The organism is Vibrio sp. B1REV9, from assembly GCF_905175395.2.
Taxonomy (GTDB): domain Bacteria; phylum Pseudomonadota; class Gammaproteobacteria; order Enterobacterales; family Vibrionaceae; genus Vibrio; species Vibrio alfacsensis.
Genome location: NZ_HG992745.1, coordinates 1,095,997 through 1,117,861, shown reverse-complemented (window position 1 = coordinate 1,117,861; position 21,865 = coordinate 1,095,997). Strand labels below are relative to the sequence as shown.

General features: G+C 45.5%; 16 protein-coding genes. 10 read left to right on the top strand and 6 right to left on the bottom strand.

Going from position 1 to position 21,865, the window contains the following annotated elements; translation table 11 throughout:
• Positions 1–37 precede the first annotated feature (37 nt).
• From KHN78_RS10755 to KHN78_RS10745, 3 genes are all read left to right on the top strand, one after another.
• Positions 38–1,189: a sugar diacid recognition domain-containing protein gene (locus KHN78_RS10755; RefSeq protein ID WP_211916019.1), complete on the top strand. Its 1,152-nt coding sequence runs from the start codon at positions 38–40 to the stop codon at positions 1,187–1,189.
• Between the two features lie 134 nt (positions 1,190–1,323).
• On the top strand, positions 1,324–2,589 hold the full coding sequence (locus KHN78_RS10750; protein ID WP_211916018.1) for a GntP family permease: 1,266 nt from the start codon (positions 1,324–1,326) through the stop codon (positions 2,587–2,589).
• A gap of 17 nt (positions 2,590–2,606) precedes the next feature.
• Positions 2,607–3,740, top strand: coding sequence for a glycerate kinase (locus tag KHN78_RS10745; protein WP_211916017.1), 1,134 nt, complete (start codon positions 2,607–2,609; stop codon positions 3,738–3,740).
• A gap of 89 nt (positions 3,741–3,829) precedes the next feature.
• Here KHN78_RS10745 and acnB read toward each other — a convergent pair whose 3' ends face one another.
• From acnB to hrpB, 4 genes are all read right to left on the bottom strand, one after another.
• Positions 3,830–6,418, bottom strand: a complete 2,589-nt coding sequence (acnB, locus tag KHN78_RS10740) for a bifunctional aconitate hydratase 2/2-methylisocitrate dehydratase (protein ID WP_211916016.1) — start codon at positions 6,416–6,418, stop codon at positions 3,830–3,832.
• Positions 6,419–6,688: 270 nt separating this feature from the next.
• Positions 6,689–8,998 carry a patatin-like phospholipase family protein gene (locus KHN78_RS10735; RefSeq protein WP_211916015.1) on the bottom strand — a complete coding sequence of 770 codons (2,310 nt, stop codon included), beginning with the start codon at positions 8,996–8,998 and terminating at the stop codon, positions 6,689–6,691.
• An 87-nt stretch (positions 8,999–9,085) separates the two neighbouring features.
• Positions 9,086–11,476, bottom strand: coding sequence for a penicillin-binding protein 1B (gene mrcB, locus KHN78_RS10730; RefSeq protein ID WP_211916014.1), 2,391 nt, complete (start codon positions 11,474–11,476; stop codon positions 9,086–9,088).
• Positions 11,469–13,937 carry an ATP-dependent helicase HrpB gene (hrpB, locus tag KHN78_RS10725; protein ID WP_211916537.1) on the bottom strand — a complete coding sequence of 823 codons (2,469 nt, stop codon included), beginning with the start codon at positions 13,935–13,937 and terminating at the stop codon, positions 11,469–11,471. The genes mrcB and hrpB overlap by 8 nt, the downstream gene beginning before the upstream one ends.
• Before the next feature lie 66 nt (positions 13,938–14,003).
• On the opposite strand from hrpB, the gene sfsA reads away from it, so the two are divergent.
• From sfsA to panC, 7 genes are all read left to right on the top strand, one after another.
• A complete protein-coding gene (gene sfsA, locus KHN78_RS10720; protein WP_211916013.1) occupies positions 14,004–14,720 on the top strand; it encodes a DNA/RNA nuclease SfsA in 717 nt (238 codons plus the stop codon).
• 137 nt (positions 14,721–14,857) lie between these two features.
• Entirely contained in the window at positions 14,858–15,304 is a 447-nt protein-coding gene (dksA, locus tag KHN78_RS10715; protein ID WP_128810236.1) for an RNA polymerase-binding protein DksA, read from the top strand.
• Between the two features lie 109 nt (positions 15,305–15,413).
• Positions 15,414–16,277 carry a tRNA glutamyl-Q(34) synthetase GluQRS gene (gluQRS, locus tag KHN78_RS10710; protein ID WP_211916012.1) on the top strand — a complete coding sequence of 288 codons (864 nt, stop codon included), beginning with the start codon at positions 15,414–15,416 and terminating at the stop codon, positions 16,275–16,277.
• A gap of 101 nt (positions 16,278–16,378) precedes the next feature.
• Positions 16,379–17,746, top strand: coding sequence for a polynucleotide adenylyltransferase PcnB (gene pcnB / locus KHN78_RS10705; RefSeq protein ID WP_211916011.1), 1,368 nt, complete (start codon positions 16,379–16,381; stop codon positions 17,744–17,746).
• The gene (gene folK, locus KHN78_RS10700) at positions 17,743–18,228 is read left to right on the top strand and encodes a 2-amino-4-hydroxy-6-hydroxymethyldihydropteridine diphosphokinase (RefSeq protein ID WP_128810233.1); all 486 of its coding nucleotides are present in this window, start codon (positions 17,743–17,745) and stop codon (positions 18,226–18,228) included. The genes pcnB and folK overlap by 4 nt, the downstream gene beginning before the upstream one ends.
• Before the next feature lie 24 nt (positions 18,229–18,252).
• Positions 18,253–19,047 (top strand): 3-methyl-2-oxobutanoate hydroxymethyltransferase, encoded by a 795-nt coding sequence (gene panB, locus KHN78_RS10695; protein ID WP_128810232.1) that lies wholly within the window; start codon positions 18,253–18,255, stop codon positions 19,045–19,047.
• Positions 19,048–19,058: 11 nt separating this feature from the next.
• Positions 19,059–19,967, top strand: coding sequence for a pantoate--beta-alanine ligase (gene panC / locus KHN78_RS10690; protein WP_211916010.1), 909 nt, complete (start codon positions 19,059–19,061; stop codon positions 19,965–19,967).
• A gap of 127 nt (positions 19,968–20,094) precedes the next feature.
• Here panC and KHN78_RS10685 read toward each other — a convergent pair whose 3' ends face one another.
• Together KHN78_RS10685 and KHN78_RS10680 are read right to left on the bottom strand one after the other, a co-directional pair.
• Positions 20,095–20,865 (bottom strand): ABC transporter permease, encoded by a 771-nt coding sequence (locus KHN78_RS10685; protein ID WP_211916009.1) that lies wholly within the window; start codon positions 20,863–20,865, stop codon positions 20,095–20,097.
• On the bottom strand, positions 20,865–21,782 hold the full coding sequence (locus KHN78_RS10680; RefSeq protein WP_211916536.1) for an ABC transporter ATP-binding protein: 918 nt from the start codon (positions 21,780–21,782) through the stop codon (positions 20,865–20,867). The genes KHN78_RS10685 and KHN78_RS10680 overlap by 1 nt, the downstream gene beginning before the upstream one ends.
• Positions 21,783–21,865: the final 83 nt, after the last annotated feature.

Here is a 21,865-nt window from a genome sequence, read left to right as displayed (position 1 = left end):
GGTATCTTGCGCGTTTTGCACCTTAAATAAGCTTGTTATGCAGCTAAATGAAACCATCGCAAGACAGATTGTCGAGCGTACCATGAAGATCATCCCTTATTCTGTCAACGTCATGGACGAATTGGGCCGCATTATTGGTTCCGGTGATCCTGCGCGACTCTGTCAGCGCCATGAAGGGGCGATCCTTGCTATTGCAGAACATCGCGTTGTCGCCATTGACTCAGCAACCGCCGAACACCTCAAAGGCGTCAAGCCCGGCATCAACTTCCCGATCATCTATCAAGATAGAATTATTGGCACCATTGGCATATCTGGCGAACCAGAACACGTGCACCAGTATGGTGAGTTAGTAAAGATGACGGCGGAGCTTATTGTTGAGCAAGCGGCACTCATGTCACAAGTAGAGTGGCACAAACGCCACAGAGAAGAACTGGTAATACAGCTGATTCAAGGTGCGCAAATCGATAATGATGCCATTCGCCTAATCGGAGAAAGGCTCGATCTTGATCTTAGCAAGCCTCGAATTGCAGCTATCGTCCAAGTCATGCCTGATGAAAATAAGACTCCGTTGTCACTCGCACACTTGCAGCAGCTCGTGCATCTTTTAGAGTTCCCTGAGCGTGACAATCTAGTCGGTATTTTATCGGTATCCGCCAATGAGGTCGTGGTACTTAAACCAATAGAACTGAGCAAAAACGGCTGGTCCATTGAGAATGAACGCAAGCGAGTCACAAAACTCCTGAAACGTGTACGACAATTAGGCAAATTTAAGATTCGTATCGCTTTGGGAGATTATTTTGAAGGAAGTGATGGGCTGAGTAAATCGTATCAAACGGCCAAACTCACTTTAGAATCGGTACATAACCAAAATGGCGAGGTCTTTTTCTATCAAAATCATCGATTACCCGTTCTTCTCAGCAGCCTGTTCGAAGAGTCATGGAAAGTTGAACAACTAAGAGAGCCTTTCGATTTATTGATGAAACAAGACACCAAGGGAACATTAGTAAAAACCCTCAAAGCATATTTTGCTCAAAACTGTGACGCTTATCAAACAAGCCAACTCCTGCATATTCACCGTAATACTCTACGCTATCGACTAGAACAAATAGAAAAGATTACTAAGCTAAGTATCAACAACTTAGATGACAAATTGCACCTTTATCTTGCTTTGAACTTACTGCGCCATTAATTAGCGTTTTGTGCACGCGCACAAAAATGCACATGTTTCCGGCAGAATATTTGTTGTTCAATCTAAAGACGATCCAAAGCATCCCCCCTATAGTGCGGGCAAAATAATTCTCAAAACTAAATTGGAAACAAAAAATGGCTGAAGTCTCTACGCTTGGCGCATTAGCTGCGCTAGTGGTTGCGATAGCGCTTATCCTACGTAAAGTTCCACCTGCATACGGAATGATCATCGGCGCTCTAGTCGGTGGTGTTGTTGGTGGTGTATCACTCACTGATACCGTCTCTCTCATGATTGGTGGTGCTCAAGGCATCGTAACCGCGGTTCTACGCATTCTCGCGGCAGGTGTACTTGCTGGCGTGCTGATCGAGTCTGGTGCAGCAACGTCTATTGCTGAAACCATTGTAAAGAAAGTAGGCGAAACGCGTGCCTTATTGGCACTCGCGCTAGCAACGCTGATTCTAACGGCAGTTGGTGTATTCGTTGACGTTGCTGTTATCACGGTGTCTCCTATTGCTCTTGCGATAGCCCAACGTGCCAATATTTCTAAGACCGCGATTCTTCTTGCAATGGTTGGCGGTGGTAAAGCGGGTAACGTGATGTCACCTAACCCGAATGCTATTGCTGCCGCGGATGCATTCAATGTCCCGCTTACTTCGGTTATGGCAGCAGGCGTTGTACCGGGGCTATTTGGTCTTGCCTTGGCGTACATCATTGCAAAACGTCTAACAAATAAAGGCAGCATGGTACAAGCCCATGAAGTTGTCTCTGTTGATCACTCTAAGCTACCGACATTCGGCGCCGCTATCGTGGCACCACTGGTTGCAATCGCGCTACTTGCATTGCGCCCGATCGCAGGCATTAACGTAGATCCACTGATTGCCCTTCCTCTTTGTGGCTTTATTGGTGCTGTCGTTATGGGGCGTTTTAATGACACCAACCACTTCGCGGTTTCTGGTTTAAGCCGTATGGCGCCGGTTGCGGTGATGCTGCTTGGTACCGGTACATTAGCCGGCATTATTGCCAACTCTGGTCTTAAAGGTGGCTTGATTGAAATCCTGACCGCTTCTGGTTTGCCATCTTACCTACTTGCTCCTATCTCTGGTGCCATGATGTCACTTGCAACCGCATCAACCACAGCAGGTACTGCGGTAGCCGCAAGTGTATTTAGTCACACCATTCTAGAATTAGGCGTCCCTGCACTTGCTGGTGCGGCAATGATCCACTCAGGTGCTACTGTATTTGACCATATGCCTCACGGCAGCTTCTTCCACGCAACCGGAGGCTCCGTTCATATGGACATTCGTGAGCGTCTTAAGCTCATCCCTTATGAGTCTGCGGTTGGTCTGATGATCGCATTTATCTCTACCATGATGTTCGGTGTGTTTGGTCTATTTGTATAAGGCGTTAAGGTATTACTATGAAAATTATTATTGCTCCAGATTCATACAAAGAAAGTCTTAGTGCAATGGATGTCGCCGTTGCCATTGAGCAAGGCTTCAAGCAAGTTCTTCCTAATGCAGAATACATCAAATTACCAATGGCAGATGGTGGCGAGGGTACGGTTCAATCTTTGGTTGATGCAACAGGCGGCGAGATCATTGAACACTGCGTCACTGGCCCACTTGGCGAACAAGTGACGGCATTCTATGGGTTGATGGGGGATGGCAAAACAGCCATCATCGAAATGGCCGCCGCTTCCGGTCTCCACCTCGTGGAACCTGCAAAACGTAACCCTGTTATCACCACAACATTTGGTACTGGTGAGTTGATCAAAGCGGTACTCGATAAAGGTGTTGAGCACATCATCGTAGGCATCGGTGGTAGTGCTACCAATGATGGCGGCCTTGGAATGGCGCAAGCTCTAGGTATTCGCCTGCTTGACGAATCTGGCCAATCGCTAGGTTTTGGTGGTGGTGAGCTAAGTAAACTTCATACCATCGATATGGGCAACCTTGACTCTCGCCTTGCTGACGTGCGCTTAGAAGTCGCATGTGATGTTGATAACCCACTGTGCGGCGAGAAAGGTGCGTCACAAGTGTTTGGTCCACAAAAAGGGGCGACACCAGAGATGGTGGCATTACTCGATAGCAACTTGGCACACTACGCTGGCGTAATCAAAGCTCAGCTTGGTCAAGATGTGTTAGATCGTCCAGGCGCAGGCGCAGCAGGTGGTTTAGGCGCTGCTTTAATGGGGTTACTCCAAGCAGAATTGCGCCCTGGCATCGAAATTGTGATGGATGCTGTTCACTTAAATGATGTGGTTGCTGATGCCGATTTGGTGATCACAGGTGAGGGGCGTATTGATAGCCAAACGATCCATGGTAAAACGCCTATTGGTGTTGCTCGCACCGCGAAAAAACACAATGTGCCTGTCATCGGTATTGCTGGCTGTTTAACGCAAGATTGTGGCGTTGTACACGAACACGGTATTGACGCTGTCTTTGCCGTCGTTAACCGCTCCGTCGATCTACCAACAGCGTTAGTAGAAGCTGCTCAGAATATCGAGTTAACTGCACGAAATGTCGCAGCTCTGCTGCAAGTAAAACTTTAATACTACTTGACTCAGTGAACTGAGTTATAAAACTGTTGCCATAAAAAAACCGCTGAATGTTCAGCGGTTTTTTATTATTCGCATAACATTTATGCTGGCTCTTGGAAGATCACTTCATCCGCTTTCTTGGTGTACTGATCCATCTTATGGAAGTTCAAGTAACGGTAAGTGTCTGCCGCCGTTGCATCAATTTGTTTCGCATACTCTAGGTATTCTTCCTTGGTTGGGATCTTACCTAAAATTGCACCCACAGCGGCAAGTTCTGCTGAAGATAGGTAGACATTCGCTCCTGTACCTAGACGGTTCGGGAAGTTACGAGTAGACGTCGACATTACCGTTGCTTTGTCGGCAACGCGTGCTTGGTTACCCATACATAGAGAACATCCCGGCGTTTCGATACGAACACCCGCACGACCATAAATACCGTAGTAACCCTCTTCCGTTAACTGATCACGGTCCATCTTCGTTGGTGGTGCGACCCATAGGCGAGTATCAAGTTGACCACCGAACTGCTCAAGTAATTTACCTGCCGCACGGAAGTGGCCAATGTTTGTCATACAAGAACCAATGAACACTTCATCAATTTGCGTACCTTGTACTTCTGATAGAAGACGCGCATCATCTGGATCGTTTGGTGCACATAGGATTGGTTCATGAATATCCGCTAGGTCGATTTCAATGATGTGCGCGTATTCCGCATCTGCATCCGCTTCCATCAACTCAGGATTTGCCAACCACTCTTCCATTGCGGTGATACGACGCTCGATAGTACGGCGGTCACCGTAACCTTCAGAGATCATCCACTTAAGCATCGTGATGTTTGAGTTTAAGTATTCTTCAACCGACTCTTGAGACAGCTTAACTGTACAACCCGCAGCCGAACGCTCTGCTGACGCATCAGAAAGCTCAAATGCTTGTTCAACCGTTAGGTGCTCAACGCCTTCAATTTCTAGTACACGACCAGAAAATTCGTTGATCTTACCTGCTTTCTCAACGGTCAGTAGACCTTGTTGGATTGCGTAGTAAGGAATGGCGTGCACAAGGTCACGTAGCGTGATACCTGGCTGCATTTCACCTTTAAAGCGAACCAAGATTGACTCTGGCATATCCAGTGGCATAACACCTGTCGCCGCTGCAAACGCTACTAGACCAGAACCCGCTGGGAACGAAATACCAAGAGGGAAACGAGTATGCGAATCACCACCTGTACCGACAGTATCAGGCAGCAACATACGGTTTAGCCATGAGTGAATAACGCCATCACCCGGACGAAGTGATACACCAGCGCGGTTCATAATGAAATCCGGTAGCGTGTGGTGCGTGTTTACGTCAACTGGTTTCGGGTATGCCGATGTATGACAGAAAGACTGCATCACTAGATCCGCAGAGAAGCCCAGACAAGCAAGATCTTTTAGCTCATCACGCGTCATAGGCCCCGTCGTATCCTGAGAGCCAACCGTCGTCATCTTAGGCTCACAATACTGACCTGCACGTACACCTTCAACGCCACATGCTTTACCCACCATCTTCTGAGCGAGTGTGTAGCCTTTGTCAGATGCAGAAGGGTCAACTGGCTTAGCAAATAGGTCTGTTTCTTCTAGACCCAATGATACGCGAGCACGACTTGTTAGACCTCGACCGATGATCAGTGGAATACGACCACCAGCACGAACTTCATCAAGCAATACTTTGCTCAGTTCAAAGCGAGAGATCACTTCATCGTTTTTACGGACAACGCCTTCGTATGGGTAAATTTCAATCACATCACCCATATTCATGTTCTGTACGTCTAATTCAATTGGTAGTGCGCCCGAGTCTTCCATTGTGTTATAGAAGATAGGCGCAATTTTACCACCTAGACAGATACCGCCAGTGCGTTTGTTTGGTACGAATGGGATATCTTCCCCCATAAACCAAAGCACTGAGTTAGTCGCAGACTTACGAGAAGAGCCCGTACCAACAACATCACCTACATAGGCTAGCGGGATACCGTCTTTTTGCAGTTCTTCAATTTGGTTGATAGGACCAACACTGCCTGGTTGATCTGGCACGATGCCATCACGTTCCATCTTCAGCATAGCTTTCGCGTGTACTGGGATATCAGGACGAGACCAAGCATCTGGTGCTGGTGATAAATCATCCGTGTTAGTTTCACCCGTTACTTTAAAGACTTTAACGGTGATCTTTTCAGCGACTTTCTCTTTTGAAGTGAACCACTCAGCATCAGCCCAAGATTGTAGGACTTGTTGTGCAAATGTATTGCCTGCTTTGGCTTTCTCTTCTACATCATAGAAAGCATCAAACATAAGTAGTGTGTGAGACAGTGCTTTTACTGCAATTGAAGCAAGCACGGCATCATCAAGGAACTCAACAAGTGGAGCAATGTTGTAACCACCCTGCATAGTACCCAACAGTTCTGCCGCTTTTTCACGGCTTACCAGTGGCGATGCCACTTCGCCTTTAGCCACAGCAGTCAGGAAACCTGCTTTTACATAAGCAGCTTCATCAACACCTGGTGGAATGCGATTTTCTAGTAGGTCAAGAATAAACGCTTCTTCACCTTGTGGGGGGGTTTTCAGAAGTTCAACAAGTCCAGCAACTTGCTCCGCGTCTAGCGGTTTAGGAACAACTCCTTCGGCAGCACGCTCTTCGACGTGTTTACGGTAGGCTTCAAGCACGACTTTTTCCTCTCATTGCGGTTCCTCCTTTATTAATTACTATTGTTAAAGTAAAGGAGTGAACATCCTTGGAAACTTGGCTCTCCATTGCCCTTGTTTTCATTCAATTCTTGATTGAGAAACAGCGCCATAGAGGCCAAACTGTGGGCGACAGAATAGCAAATTTAACTTTAAATTAAAATCTCCCCACCTTGACCAACATAGCAACTTACGACTAAAGTCCGGTGAATATTGGCTAAATATGCAAAGATTTTGCTGCTCTTTACCTTTTTATTTAAATGATGTTCCAACGATCAAGTACACAGCATCCAAACTTTCCTCTGTACGACCGTAAGCCAACATAATGGGACCAATGGGTGAATCAACGCCAAAAAATACGGAAGCCGCATTATACAATGGCGCATCATTTAGCTTCAGATTGTTATCTGACCAAACACCACCATGCTCCAGTGATGCTCCCAGATAAACTGGGGCTTGGAACAATCCAAAATCATTCTCCATCCATTTATAGCGATACACTAAGCTGGTGAAAAATAGGTTTTGACCAATAAGACTGTTTCTTGGAATTCCAGATAGGTTTAAAAAACCACCGAGCTCTCGTGGATCAAGAGGAATGGAAGAATTTTTACTCTCAACAACACTGTATTCTGCCTGACCGACTAAAGTATGACGGCTGTGTGTCAACGCACCTTTAAAACGCGCGGTAATTTCATAGACCGTATCTTCAATATCCTTATCAGGATTACCAAGTTGAAAACTCTCTGGGCTCTTGTCATGAGAGATTAAGTAATCTAAATCAATCAACATACCCCGCGTAGGAAAGGCAAAATCATCCAGCGTATCGAGTCGGTATTTTGCGAACACACCTAAACGTTCATAATCAAAATGCCCCGCAGAGGCAAAGGTAGAGGCCTCAATCTCGCCTTTCGTGTATCGCCCGCCCACTCGGAACTCTTGCCATAACGTCGGTTGCACACCAGCGGCAAGATCGGTCGTGAACTCGGTATAAGAGACCGGAAGAAAATCATAGACCGAACTGATATCTGGATTTTCAAAATCATTAACCGGCCAGTTACGGTTTTCATTGTTGTAGTTCACGCGACCAGAGACAAACAACTCTTGGCTAGATAGAACCGGAGAGTAGAGTTCTGCCTCAATCAGTTTATCCGTTCCCATGTCTACATTAACGGTCAATTCTGCACCGTGCGAATTCAAGTCGGTAAAGTTGGCAGAAACACCAATCCCATATTGACTGTCCGTATTGAAATCATCTTCAAGGAAAAAGCGAAAGTTAAGGTAATTCGGCCCCCATGACTTCTCATTCACTTCAAAGACAAGTAGGTTTACGCCCTCTATTTCTTCAAAGTGATAAGTAATCAACTCGAAGCGATCGAGCGCATACAAATTTTTGACGGCTTTTTCGATCTCTTCCGTGGTGAGTTGTCTTCCTGCATCAAGCTCTAAACGGTTTGTCAGCAATACATCGCTATAGTGCGTGTTGTTGACTATCACGATTTGATCAACAACTCGTTCATCGCCGTACTGCATCGCTTTTCGGACATCTTGTTTGTGCTCAATGTATTTTTGGTAATCGGCATTTTCAACACTCAATGCTTCAAGTCTTGATTTCAACTTCATCGTGATGTCATACCCTGACTTAAATGCATTTGGCATCTTGTCAAAATCAACCGTTTCCATTTGACCAACATCAGGTCGAATATAAACATCATCATCTTTGAGTGTTTTCGCTTGCTCTTGAGTGCTGCGACGAACCAAATAATTGGATAGCTGATCGGCAACGACAAACAAGCCTGTAAAGTCTTCTTTGTCTTTGTAATCGGTACTGATATCGACCGCAATCACGACATCTGCTCCCATCGATCGAGCGATATCAACAGGCATATTATTGACCACGCCACCATCAACGAGCATGTGTCCATTGAGTTCATAAGGAGGGAGGGCACCCGGTACCGACATACTGGCCATCATGGCATCAACAAGATAACCGTTATCCAATACCACTTCTTCTAATTCGACAATATCCGTCGCAACCGAACGGTATGGAATCGCGAGATCATCAAAGGATTTAAAACGACCTAAATTACCAGTGGTTTCGCGCAAAATACGTAACATATTTTGGCCTTGAACGACCCCCGTTGGTGAACGAACTTCCCCAAATCTTAAGCCGAGATCTGTGTTAATTTGGTAACGGTCTTCGTATTCTTTGTCGCGAACGCGACGTTGACTGCGGTCGACACGGTCTCGATAACCGCTATTCCAATCGACGCTATAAATAAAACTTTCGATTTCATCCGCGCTCATGCCCGTGGCATACAAGCCACCAACGTAAGCCCCCATGCTGGTACCAGTAATGATATCAACCGGAATATGCATGTCTTCCAGCGCTTTTAAGACACCGATATGAGCAGCACCTTTCGCGCCTCCACCCGCCAATACAACGGCGACTTTCGGGCGCGACGGATCTTCATGTTTCGCAAAGGAAGGGGTTGCTATCAAAAAGGAGCAGATCCAAAGCGCAACCTTGTACTGCCATGGACATAATGTCGACTTTCTGAACATCCCTTTCTTCCTTTACTGAATCTTTAACGCTTACTTGTACTAAGAATTCAGCAACTGCACAAGTCAGCGATGATGTTTTTGAACATTTTACCAATCAAATAACTTGTTCAACCAGTTAGACTTTTTATCACATTGTTGTTTGATTTGGCCCGTTTTATCCCAAACTGGCAGCTTATACTCACTACGACAATTCATTTCTAATGCACCTTGAGGCGTCTTCTGAAAGCCCAATGTAGTGACTTCTCTTGGCCAAGGTAAATCCAATCGCTCAGGTATACGTTGCTGCAAGTATTCCGCATAAACACGTAAAGCACCGCTAGAACCCGTCAATTTCGTCGATTTATTATCATCTCGGCCAAGCCAAATTGTCGTTACTTCTCGGCCATCAATTCCGACAAACCAACTATCCCGGCTATCATTACTGGTACCCGTTTTCCCTGCTAATGCCGCCCATGCGAACTGACTTTGTAAGAAGCGTCCTGTTCCTTGTGCAACACCTTGCTTCATCGCATAAGTCGTTAGCCAAGCCGCTTGCTCATCGACCGCTGGCGAGGATTTAGGTAATGACTGGTATAGTACATTGCCGTCCATATCGATTACAGAACGCAATGCTGATAATTTCGCACGTTTCCCTGAATTGGTCAGCGTCTGGTACATCTGTGCAACTTCAAACGGCGTTAACGAGAATGCGCCAAGGAACATCGATGGAACAGGGCGAATCTCTTGCTTATCGACGCCCAACCGTCCCAACGTATCGGAGACTTCAGGAATACCAAGTTGCATACCCAATCGAACCGTTGGTACGTTCAATGACTTTGCCAGTGCTAAGTACAAAGGCACATCGCCACGGAATTTACGATCAAAGTTTCGAGGCGACCAAACCGTCCCCTTGCTGCCTTTTAAACTCAATGGTGTATCGTGCAATGTTGTCGCTAAGTTGTACTTTTCTGGTTGCTCTAACGCCGTTAAATAGATAGCCGGCTTGACCAGAGAGCCTATCGGACGACTTGCATTCAATGCTCGGTTGAAGCCCTCATACCCGACTCGCTTACCTCCGACCATTGCTCGAACTTCGCCGCTATGACGATCAACTGCAACCGCAGCCGCTTCTAATTCTTTACCCGCTCGTTGCGCAAGCTCAGGGACTTTCTTCGCAATGGCTTTTTCCAACTTACTTTGTGAAACCGGATCCAACGAGGTAAACAATCGTAAACCAGTATCCGACTTAAAGTTATCACCCACTTTCTCTTTCAGTTCAATGTTTAGCTGTTGGAAGTAAGCTGGCTGACGACTGGCAATACGCGGCTTACTTTGCGTATCCAATGGACGATTCACCGCTTGTTCATATTGCTCTGCGGTTAACATATCTTGTTGCATAAGCAAACGCAGAACCAAGTCACGTCGTTCTTTGGTGCGTTCAGGATAACGAATTGGATTGTAGTAAGATGGGCCTTTGACCATGCCCACCAGCATAGCTAATTGATCAATACGCAGCTCTTGAATCGGTTGACCAAAGTAGTAACGCGATGCCAAGCCAAAGCCATGAATCGCATCACCACCACTTTGGCCTAAATAGACTTCATTTAGGTACGCTTCAAGAATTCGGTCTTTGCTGTAGCGATAATCTAAGATTAACGCAATATACGCTTCACGCACTTTGCGCCATAAGGTTTTGTCACGAGTAAGAAACAGGTTTTTGGCTAACTGCTGAGTCAGAGTACTGCCACCTTGAACGGTGCGCCCCGCTTTAATATTGGCCACAAGCGCACGACCAATAGCCAGTGGTGACACGCCATCATGTTGGTAAAAATCACGGTCTTCCGTTGCTAATAACGCATCGACCAAAATCTCCGGAAATTGATCGCGACGTAAGAATAAACGCTGTTCATTTTGATCTTTTTCCAGCATACCCAACATTTTAGGTTCGATACGCAAGTAACCAAGATCCCCTTTCGACTCCAAAGATTGAATCCGTTGCAAACCACTATCGGAGAAATGCAGCATAACGTGGCGATCTGGCTCTGGCCCATCGGTAAATTCAAACGGACGACGGATCAACTCAATGCGAGTTGAAGAAGAAGAATACTCTCCGGGATAACGAGGTTGACTCACCTTACGATAGTTCAACACGTCCAATTCATTGCGCATTTCTTTAACGGAAATGTTTTCTCCTGGACTCAACGTTAAAATACGGGCATAGACGACAGTTGGAAGATCAAATAGCTGACCATCAAAGCGCTCTTTCACCACACTATCTAAATAAATGCCGACAAATACCAATACTGCAACCAGCGCAACGCCAGCTTTCCAACTGAATGACCAGATAGTTTTCAGCCAAGAGCGTTTCTCACCGCTTGGCTTTTTCGATGGTGATCGCTTTGGTCGTTTCGCACTGCTGCTTTTTGCCGTCGTCGATTTATTTGGCGTTGCTTTTTTGGCTGGCGATTTTTTCACGCTAGGCTTTTTTGTATCAGTCATTATTTAATTGTCTTTTTGTTTTTGTCGTCGCAACATGATTTGCAGGGTCGTCTGGCCAAACGTGTTTTGGATAACGCCCTTTCATCTCTTTTTGCACTTCTTTATAGCTTCCCGCCCAAAACGCAGCCAAATCAGAGGTAACTTGAAGCGGTCTCTGTGCTGGTGACAACAGTTCTAACACCATACGCTTTCGTCCAAGCGCAACGGTTGGCGATCCACTTTCACCAAATACTTCCTGCATGCGTACCGAAAGGACCGGTTCTTGACCAAACTGGTAACGAATGCGCTTTTTAGAGCCCGTTGGTAGATGATATTCTTCAGGCAACCATTCATCGATGTTTTGATTTAAGGGCCAACCCAGTCGAGCATTAAGCGCTTCGACCAAGTTCACCTTTGTCAGATCTTTTACCGATGACACCGAACTCATGTAAGGCTCTAACCACATTTCCAAATTATCGAGTAAACCTGCCTCATCAAAGCTTGGCCAAGCTTGTTCTGGCAACCACGCCACTGCACAACGGATCCGCTCTAACAGGTTTGTCGCTGCTGGTGTCCAGTTTAGACTCTGTAAGCCCTGACGACGGACATAAGTGAGTAAAGCTTGTGTCATTTTTTCTTTACCCGGACTTGGCAGCACTTCTCGCTTGATCACCAATTGTCCGAGTTTAATTTGTCGTTCTGCAATCAATCGTCCCTTTTTTTCATCCCAATCAACAACGTCTTGCGAAGAAAATAGCGACTCAAACGTTTCTTGTAAGCCATGAATATCTAGCTCACACGCCAAATTAACCTGGCTAGAGTTGGAGTGTGAACGCATCAAATCAATTGCAACCAAATACTCGCAACCACCAAGTGCATCTTCAGTACGGCACTCTGCACCATGACCATTTGCAAGTGTAAAACGGCCATATTGGTTCACTCGTTGTTGCGCAATACGATCGGGAAATGCCAAACTCAACACCAACGGAAACGCTTGCTCATCAACATCTTTCAAGCTAAATGCAGTGTCTAGCTTATGCGCCAATGTTTGAGCTCGCTTAATTAGCATCGCTTTTTTCGCATGTGTGCCCGACATCCAACGGTGTAAACTGTGCGCAACATTCGTCACGTTGCGTTCAGGCTCTTCAATAAGGGCGACGGCAGCGAGCGCGGTATTTAGCATTTTTTCACCGGAATACTGCGCCTGAATCAACATTGCCGCAGAACGAGGCTCAACACCCAGTTCATGTGCGATTTTTCCCTCTGTCGTTAGTTGGCTTTGTTCGTTCAGCAAGCCCAAAGAAACTAATAATTGCTTAGCCTGAGAAAGCGCAGCGGTCGATGGAACATCAAGCCACTTGAGCTCAGAAATATCACCCGCTCCCCAAAACGCCAACTCCATGACCAAACTGGCAAGATCTGAATGAAGAATTTCAGGTTGTGGTACTTGTGGCTGCTGCTTTAACTGACTTTCAGAATACAAGCGAACACAAATTCCCTCTTCGATACGACCAGCACGGCCGGCACGTTGAATCGCAGAAGACTGCGCAATACGCACTTGTTCTAGGCGTGTTAGGCCATTTTTTAAATCAAAACGAGCGACTCGTTCTAATCCTGAATCAACCACCAAACGAATACCTTCAATCGTTAAGGACGTTTCAGCAATATTGGTCGCTAGCACAACTTTGCGTTTACCTATAGCCGCTGGCGAAATTGCCTTTTGTTGTTCCGCGAAACTGAGTTGGCCATAAAGAGGGCACACTTCTACGTTATCAGGCAGATGTGATAAACGCTCTTCAACCTGTTTGATCGCCGCAACACCGGGAAGAAAAGCCAATAACGATCCCGACTCTTTTTGCATCAAGCTTTCGATTGTCTTTGCCATCAACACTGGCAGAGGATCATTATTTCCCAACGGCAGGTAACGTGTCTCAACATCAAAACTGCGGCCATCCGACTCAATATAAGCAGCCGTCGGCAACAGTGCTTGCAATGCAGTTTGGTCTAATGTTGCCGACATCACGACGATTTTTAGATCATCGCGCAACGCTTCTTGAACTTCTAAGCTGAATGCCAACGCCGTATCTGCATGAATACTGCGTTCGTGAAACTCATCGAAGACCAATAAATCGACCCCATTGAGTTCAGGATCATTTTGGATCATACGAGTCATGACCCCTTCTGTCACAATCTCTAACTGTGTATGATGGCTCACCTTTGTCTCACCACGCACGCGGTAACCCACGCGACCACCGACTTGCTCGCCAAGTTGCTGTGCCAAATAACGCGCTATATTACGAGCAGCAAGGCGACGAGGTTCAAGCATCACAATTTTGCCTGTCACAGATTGGTTTAACAAAAGCTGTAAAGGGAAGTGGGTTGACTTACCTGCACCAGGCGCAGCTTTAAGAATAATTTGATGTTGCGTTTTTACCGCCTTAAGTAATTGCGGCATCACGGCTTCAATCGGCAATTGTGACAAAGGTAAGACCCTATGTGGTAATGTTGGCCACATTGTACATAAAAACCTTCTTGGCTAAATAAGCAAATGCAATTCAAACCCGCTCTAGAGTCAGCAACTCTGCTAAAACGCTACAAACGCTTCCTTGCCGATATCGAACTAGATAATGGTGAAACCCGTACAATCCATTGTGCCAACACTGGGGCCATGACTGGTTGTGCTGAATCGGGTAATACAGTCTGGTATTCCACCTCAGATAACCCCAAACGTAAATATCCTAACAGTTGGGAACTGAGTGAAACGGCCCAAGGACATAAAATCTGTGTTAATACCGCACGAGCCAACCAATTAGCAGTAGAAGCAATTGAAAATAATGTCATTTCAGAGCTCTCTGGATATGACACACTTCAAACTGAAGTTAAATATGGCAGTGAAAATAGCCGAATTGATATCTTGCTTAGCGCAAGCGACAAACCGAAGTGTTATATAGAGGTAAAGAGCGTCACATTACTCGATGAGCGAGAGGCCTCAGGACAAGGTTATTTCCCTGATGCCGTAACCACTCGGGGACAAAAGCACCTGCGAGAGCTCACAGAAATGGCACAAAATGGAAGTAGAGCCATACTTTTATTCACTGTTTTACATTCAGGCATTGAAAAAGTATCCGCGGCGCACCATATAGACGCGAAATATTCAATGTTACTAAAACAAGCACAAGACGCGGGCGTGGAAGTTCTCTGCTACAAAGCCGAACTAAGTAATACTGAAATCAAACTTGTTTCAGATGTTGATTTTATCAATTAATGAGAAAAAATGATGTCATCTTCACAATGACGATAAGTTTGCTATTCAGTGATTGCTTGCACCGCCTCTTTTTGCTATAGATACCCGCCTTAAATTGACTGCGTAGCAGTTGACTAGGTGTAAGTAGGAGATGCTGTATGCCAGAATCAAAGAAAAAAACCATAGGCATCCTAGCCATTGCTGGTGTGGAGCCATATCAGGAAAAGCCTGGTGAAGAATACATGTCGCCAGAGCAGGTTGAACACTTTACAAAAATCTTAACAGCTTGGCGTAATCAACTCAGGGAAGAAGTCGGTCGCACTGTACACCATATGCAGGACGAAGCAGCAAACTTCCCAGATCCAGTTGACCGTGCCTCTCAAGAGGAAGAGTTCAGCTTAGAACTGCGTAACCGTGACCGTGAACGCCGCTTGATCAAAAAGATTGAGAAGACGTTAGACAAAATCATGGATGACGACTTCGGCTTCTGTGAATCATGTGGCGTAGAAATTGGCGTTCGTCGCCTTGAAGCTCGTCCAACAGCTGATCTTTGTATCGACTGTAAAACACTTGCAGAAATCAAAGAAAAACAAATGCAAGGTTAATCAACCACGCATTATGATTATTGAAAGGGAGCTCAGGCTCCCTTTTTGTTTTAACTAGTTTTGTAACGTTAAGTTTATAATATTACGTAATAATTTTCGAGATGCACGCATGACACGCTATGTAGGTCGATTTGCCCCATCCCCATCAGGCCCATTACATTTTGGTTCACTCGTTGCTGCACTAGGTAGCTACTTTCAAGCAAAAGCCAACCATGGCGTTTGGCTAGTTCGCATCGAAGACCTTGATCCCCCAAGAGAAATGCAAGGGGCATCAGAAGCCATTCTTCAAGCCTTAGAAGCCTATCATTTACATTGGGATGGAGAGATCGTTTATCAGAGCCAACGTCATCACCTATATCAAGCACAAATCGATGCTTGGTTGAAAAATGGTGACGCCTACTATTGCCAATGCACTCGTAAGCAAATCAAAGAACACGGTGGCTACTACCCTGGCACTTGTCGAAACAAGAACTTGCAAGAGGGGGCAATTCGTCTAAAAATGACGAAGCCCATCAGCCATTTTATCGACCAAAGGCATGGTCAAATGAGCATTCCTGAGGCTCTAATAAATGAAGATTTCATTATTAAACGTCGAGATGGCTTATTTGCCTACAATCTTGCGGTAGTATTGGACGATATCGATCAAGGTGTTACCGAAGTTGTACGTGGTGCAGATCTCATTGAGCCAACTGGGCGCCAAATCAGCCTGTACCAAATACTTGAACAACCTGAAGTCAGTTACTTACATTTACCGTTAGCAATGGACACAAACGGTAATAAGCTTTCAAAGCAAAATCATGCTATGGCCATTGATGTCAATGAACCAAAGCCTACTTTACTGCGCGCAATGACCTTTTTAGGCTTCCATATTCCTGAAGAGTTAAACGCCACTAACATAGACGAAATTCTACGTTGGGGCTGCGAAAATTGGCAGGTAAAACAACTTCCAGTCGAGATTGAAATCACGCCGTGATTCTCAAATGGCACTGCGTAGGCTATCATTAGGCGCAAAATTGGCCCTAGCGGCTTAAGAACTAACCAACGCAAAATTGGACTAAACCCAGTTATTGCCAGATGCACATGAATACAAACGACTATACAACAAGCGAACCGGCCACAATTCCAGAACTCGCTCTCAATGTACTTACTCGTGAAGAGCACAACATCTCGCGTAAGCAAATCAGTGACAATGCACTGAAAGTGCTATACCGACTAAACGGTGCTGGTTTCGATGCTTTTCTTGTGGGTGGCGGGGTTCGAGACTTACTGCTTGGACAAAAACCAAAAGACTTTGATATTGCGACCAACGCAACACCAGAACAAATCAAACAGCTGTTTAGAAACTGCCGTTTGATTGGTCGTCGTTTTCGCCTTGCACACATAATGTTTGGCCGAGACATCATTGAAGTCGCCACTTTCCGTGGTCACCACCAAGAGCAACAAAACAAGAACATCTCTCAACAGTCAAAAGAAGGCATGTTGCTGCGCGATAATGTGTATGGCACGGTTGATGAAGATGCTGAGCGCCGAGACTTCACGATTAACTCGATGTACTACAACATCGCAGACTACTCAATTCACGACTACGCGCGTGGTATCGAAGACCTCGAAGATCGACTTATTCGTCTCATTGGTGATCCTGAAACTCGTTACCGCGAAGATCCTGTACGTATGTTGCGCGCAGTTCGTTTCGCAGTAAAACTTGATTTTGATATTGAAGAAGACACAGCAGCTCCGATTGAAGAGATGGCGCCATTACTACGTGACATCCCATCTGCTCGTCTATTCGAAGAGTCACTGAAAATGCTTCAGTCAGGTCATGGTTTAGAAACCTACCACCTGCTGCGCGAATACAACTTATTCCAACAGTTGTTCCCTTCCATTTCAGAGCACTTCACTGAAGATTACGAATCCCATACGGAGCAAATGCTTGATTTAGTATTGGACTCTACGGATATGCGTATCGATGAAGGTAAACGTATTAACCCTGCGTTTATGTTTGCTGCAATGTTGTGGTATCCACTGTGCGCATTAGCAGACAAGCTAATGGAACAGCGCAACCTGTGTCACTACGATGCAGTAATGGAAGCAAGTAATATCATTCTTGATGAGCAAGTGCGAACCATCGCAATTCCTCGCCGTCATACCGCCACCATTCGTGAAATTTGGCAATTACAATTACGTCTGCCAAGACGTAACGGTAAACGAGCATTCCGTCTAATGGAACTCAATAAATTTAGAGCTGGCTTTGATTTTCTTGAAATGCGCGGTGAAATTGAGGGTGGCGACACTCAGAAGCTTGCCAAGTGGTGGGAAACTTTTCAAAATGCAGGCCGAGAAATGCGCCAAGCCATGGCAAACGATCTCGATAGCCAGTCATCAGGCTCAGGTCAGCGACGCCGAAAAACCTATCGCAAGAAAAAGAGCAAATCGAAATCATGATTACAGCGTACATTGCGGTAGGCAGTAACTTGGCTGATCCTGTCAGCCAAGCTAAGCAAGCGATAGAAGCCATCAAGTCACTACCAAACTCTGAGTTTGTGGCCGCTTCTTCGTTATACAGCAGCACACCAATGGGTCCGCAAAATCAACCGGATTACATTAATGCGGTTGTCGCTATAAACACGAATTTGACGCCTCTTGAGCTGCTTGATTGCACACAAGCTATCGAGCAAGAACAAGGGCGTGTCCGAAAAGAAGAACGTTGGGGTCCAAGAACACTGGATCTTGATATTGTACTGTTCGGCAATGAGGTGATTAATTCCGAAAGACTGACAGTTCCACACTATGGAATGAGAGAGCGCGAGTTCGTACTCTACCCTCTTGCGGAAATTGCACCAAGTTTACAACTCCCAGATGGGACCGAGGTGTCGACACTACTGACAAAAGTAGATCGTAACGGCCTCAATATTTGGCAGTCATAGCCAACTCCTTGTGAGGATAAAACAATGAAAAAAATGACCATCAACGACCTAATCAAGTGGAAACAAGAAGGTCGTAAATTTGCTACTTCAACAGCTTACGATGCAAGCTTTGCCCAACTTTTTGAAAGCCAGGAAATGCCAGTATTGCTGGTTGGTGACTCTCTAGGCATGGTGTTACAAGGTAAAAACGATACATTACCTGTAACCGTTGAAGATATCGCTTATCACACGCGCTGTGTGCGCGCTGGCAGCCCAAACTGTCTATTGATGGCTGATATGCCATTCATGAGCTACGCAACGCCAGAGCAAGCGTGTGAGAACGCAGCAACGCTAATGCGTGCTGGTGCAAACATGGTAAAAATCGAAGGCGGCGATTGGTTAGTTGATACCGTTAAAATGCTAACTGAACGCGCTGTACCTGTATGTGCTCACCTTGGTCTAACACCCCAATCAGTTAACATCTTCGGCGGCTACAAAGTACAAGGCCGTGATCAAGAGAAAGCCGATCGCATGGTTAAAGATGCGCTGGCTCTACAAGAAGCGGGTGCACAAATTGTTTTACTCGAGTGCGTTCCTGCTGAATTAGCCGCGCGTATTACTCAAGTACTTGACGTTCCAGTAATTGGTATTGGTGCGGGTAATGTGACTGACGGTCAAATCCTGGTTATGCATGATATGTTCGGTATTTCAGCCAACTACATGCCAAGATTCTCGAAAAACTTCCTTGCTGAAACAGGCGATATGCGCACAGCAGTATCAAAATACATGGCTGATGTCGAAAGCGGTGCATTCCCAGACGAAGCTCATACTATTGCCTAGAGGATAAGTGCATGCAAACTTTTGCGGAAATTTCGGCAATTCGTGAACAAATTAAAACGTTCAAACGTGAAGGCCGTAAAGTGGCATTTGTCCCAACAATGGGCAACCTGCATGATGGCCACTTAACGCTTGTTCGTAAAGCGCGTGAATACGCCGATATCGTTGTCGTAAGCATCTTTGTAAACCCGATGCAGTTTGAACGTGCAGACGATTTAAATAACTACCCTCGCACACTTGAAGATGATTTGAGTAAGCTTGGTGGTGAAGGGGTGGAGCTGGTATTTACACCAACACCTGAAATTATCTATCCCGAGGGTCTGGATAAACAAACCTTTGTTGACGTACCTGGTTTGTCTACCATGCTTGAAGGTGCCTCTCGTCCAGGTCACTTTCGTGGCGTAACAACCATCGTAAACAAACTGTTCAACATCGTTCAACCTGATGTCGCTTGTTTTGGCGAAAAAGATTTCCAACAACTGGCCGTGATTCGTAAGATGGTTGATGACTTGGCGATGGACATCGAGATCATCGGTGTACCAACCGTGCGTGAAATGGACGGTTTAGCGATGAGCTCACGTAATGGTCTATTGACGATTGATGAACGTCAACGTGCTCCTGTGCTTGCACGTACCATGCGTTGGATCAGCAGTGCAATGCGTGGCGGTCGTGACGACTACGCTTCCGTAATTGAAGACGCAAGCGACCAGTTGCGTGCAGCAGGTCTACAGCCTGATGAAATCTTCATCCGTGATGCTCGCACACTACAAGCAATCACAGCTGAAACAACTCAAGCTGTTATTTTGATGTCTGCATTCTTAGGTAAGGCTCGTCTAATTGATAACCAAACGGTAGATATGGTTGTTGAAAGCAAAGACGACGCTGAATCTAGTGAAGCAAATAAATCAGCAAACGCAGAATAATAAGCCACAATGACTCGCTATTCACTACGATTGATGTAAATATCGAGTTCGTAAATAAAAACAAAAAGGTCGACACTGTGTCGACCTTTTTTATAACTGCTTTTTGTGTACAGGCTTAATGCACTGACTATGAACGCAAGCCGATGCCTTTGGTTACCAAGTAATGCGCCACAGCATAAAGCGCAACAACAAATACAGACAATACGCTAAATGAAGTTACGATACCCACATCTGAAACACCTAAAAAGCCGTAACGGAATGCGTTCACCATGTATACGATTGGATTTAGCTTAGACACACCCTGCCAGAATTCAGGCAACAGACTAATTGAATAGAATACCCCGCCTAAATAAGTCAGTGGCGTCAAAACAAATGTTGGGATGATCGAAATGTCATCGAACGTTTTTGCATAAACCGCATTAATTAAACCACCAAGTGAGAATACCACTGACGTCATAAAGACCGTAGCAATGATGATCCCCCAGTGATCCACTTTCAAATCAACAAAGAATAAGGATACAAATGTCACGATAGTGCCAACCAGCAGACCACGTACCACGCCACCCATCACAAAGCCCAAAATGATGATGTAATTTGGCACAGGAGCCACCAGCAACTCTTCAATGTTTCTTTGGAATTTTGAGCTAAAAAATGAAGACGCAACGTTTGAATAGGAGTTGGTGATCACTGACATCATGATCAAACCAGGCACTATATATTCCATATAACTAAAGCCACCCATTTCACCGATACGGGAACCAATCAAGCTGCCGAATATAATGAAATAGAGCGTCATGGTGATCGCTGGCGGAACTAACGTCTGAACCCAAATACGAGTGAAGCGGTTAATTTCTTTTGTCAGAAGACTGCAGAACGCCGTCCAATACAACTTATACATTATTGATTACCCCCACGAACAATGCTGACAAAAAGTTCTTCCAAACGGTTTGCTTTATTGCGCATTGAAAGCACTTTAACACCATGTTCAGAAAGCTGGCTAAACACTGAGTTCAACCCTTGGCTCTTATCGAGTTCAATTTCTAAAGAACCGTTCACCATCATTTGGCTATTCACGCCTTCTAATTTCGGCATTTCACCCTCAAACTCAACATCTAAAATGAAAGTTTCAACACGAAGTTTGCTTAAAAGTGCTTTCATTGTGGTGTTCTCAATCAGCTCACCTTTATTAATGATACCGATGTTGCGACACAACATTTCCGCTTCTTCAAGGTAGTGTGTTGTTAGGATGATGGTAATACCCTGCTGTTGGTTAATCTCTTTTAAGAAATCCCACATTGAGCGGCGCAATTCAATGTCAACACCTGCGGTTGGTTCATCAAGGATCAACAACTGTGGTTCATGCATCAACGCGCGAGCAATCATTAAACGGCGCTTCATTCCACCAGATAAGTTACGCGCACGCTCTTTCCGCTTCTCCCACAAATCAAGTTTGCTGAGGTACTTTTCTGCTCGCTCTTTCGCCAGCGTTTTAGACACCCCGTAATAACCCGCTTGCTGCATCACAATTTGCTCAACCGTCTCAAATTGGTTGAAGTTAAACTCTTGAGGTACCAAACCAAGGTTTTGTTTTGCCAATTCAAGATGCGTGTCGATGTTGTAGCCAAATACCTTTGTTGTACCGGAGGTCTTATTAACTAAAGAAGATATGATGCCAATTGTGGTCGATTTACCTGCACCATTCGGTCCGAGAAGCGCATAGAAGTCACCTTTTTCTACTTTTAGGCTAATGCCTTTCAACGCTTCAAATCCGCCCGTATACGTCTTGCGAAGCTGTTCAATTTCTAATGCGTACATTGCTTTAATCGCTGCCATCTGTTGATGAATCATAAATGCAAATACCTGAGCGGGAGTTCATTTTGACTCCATAAACACCACGT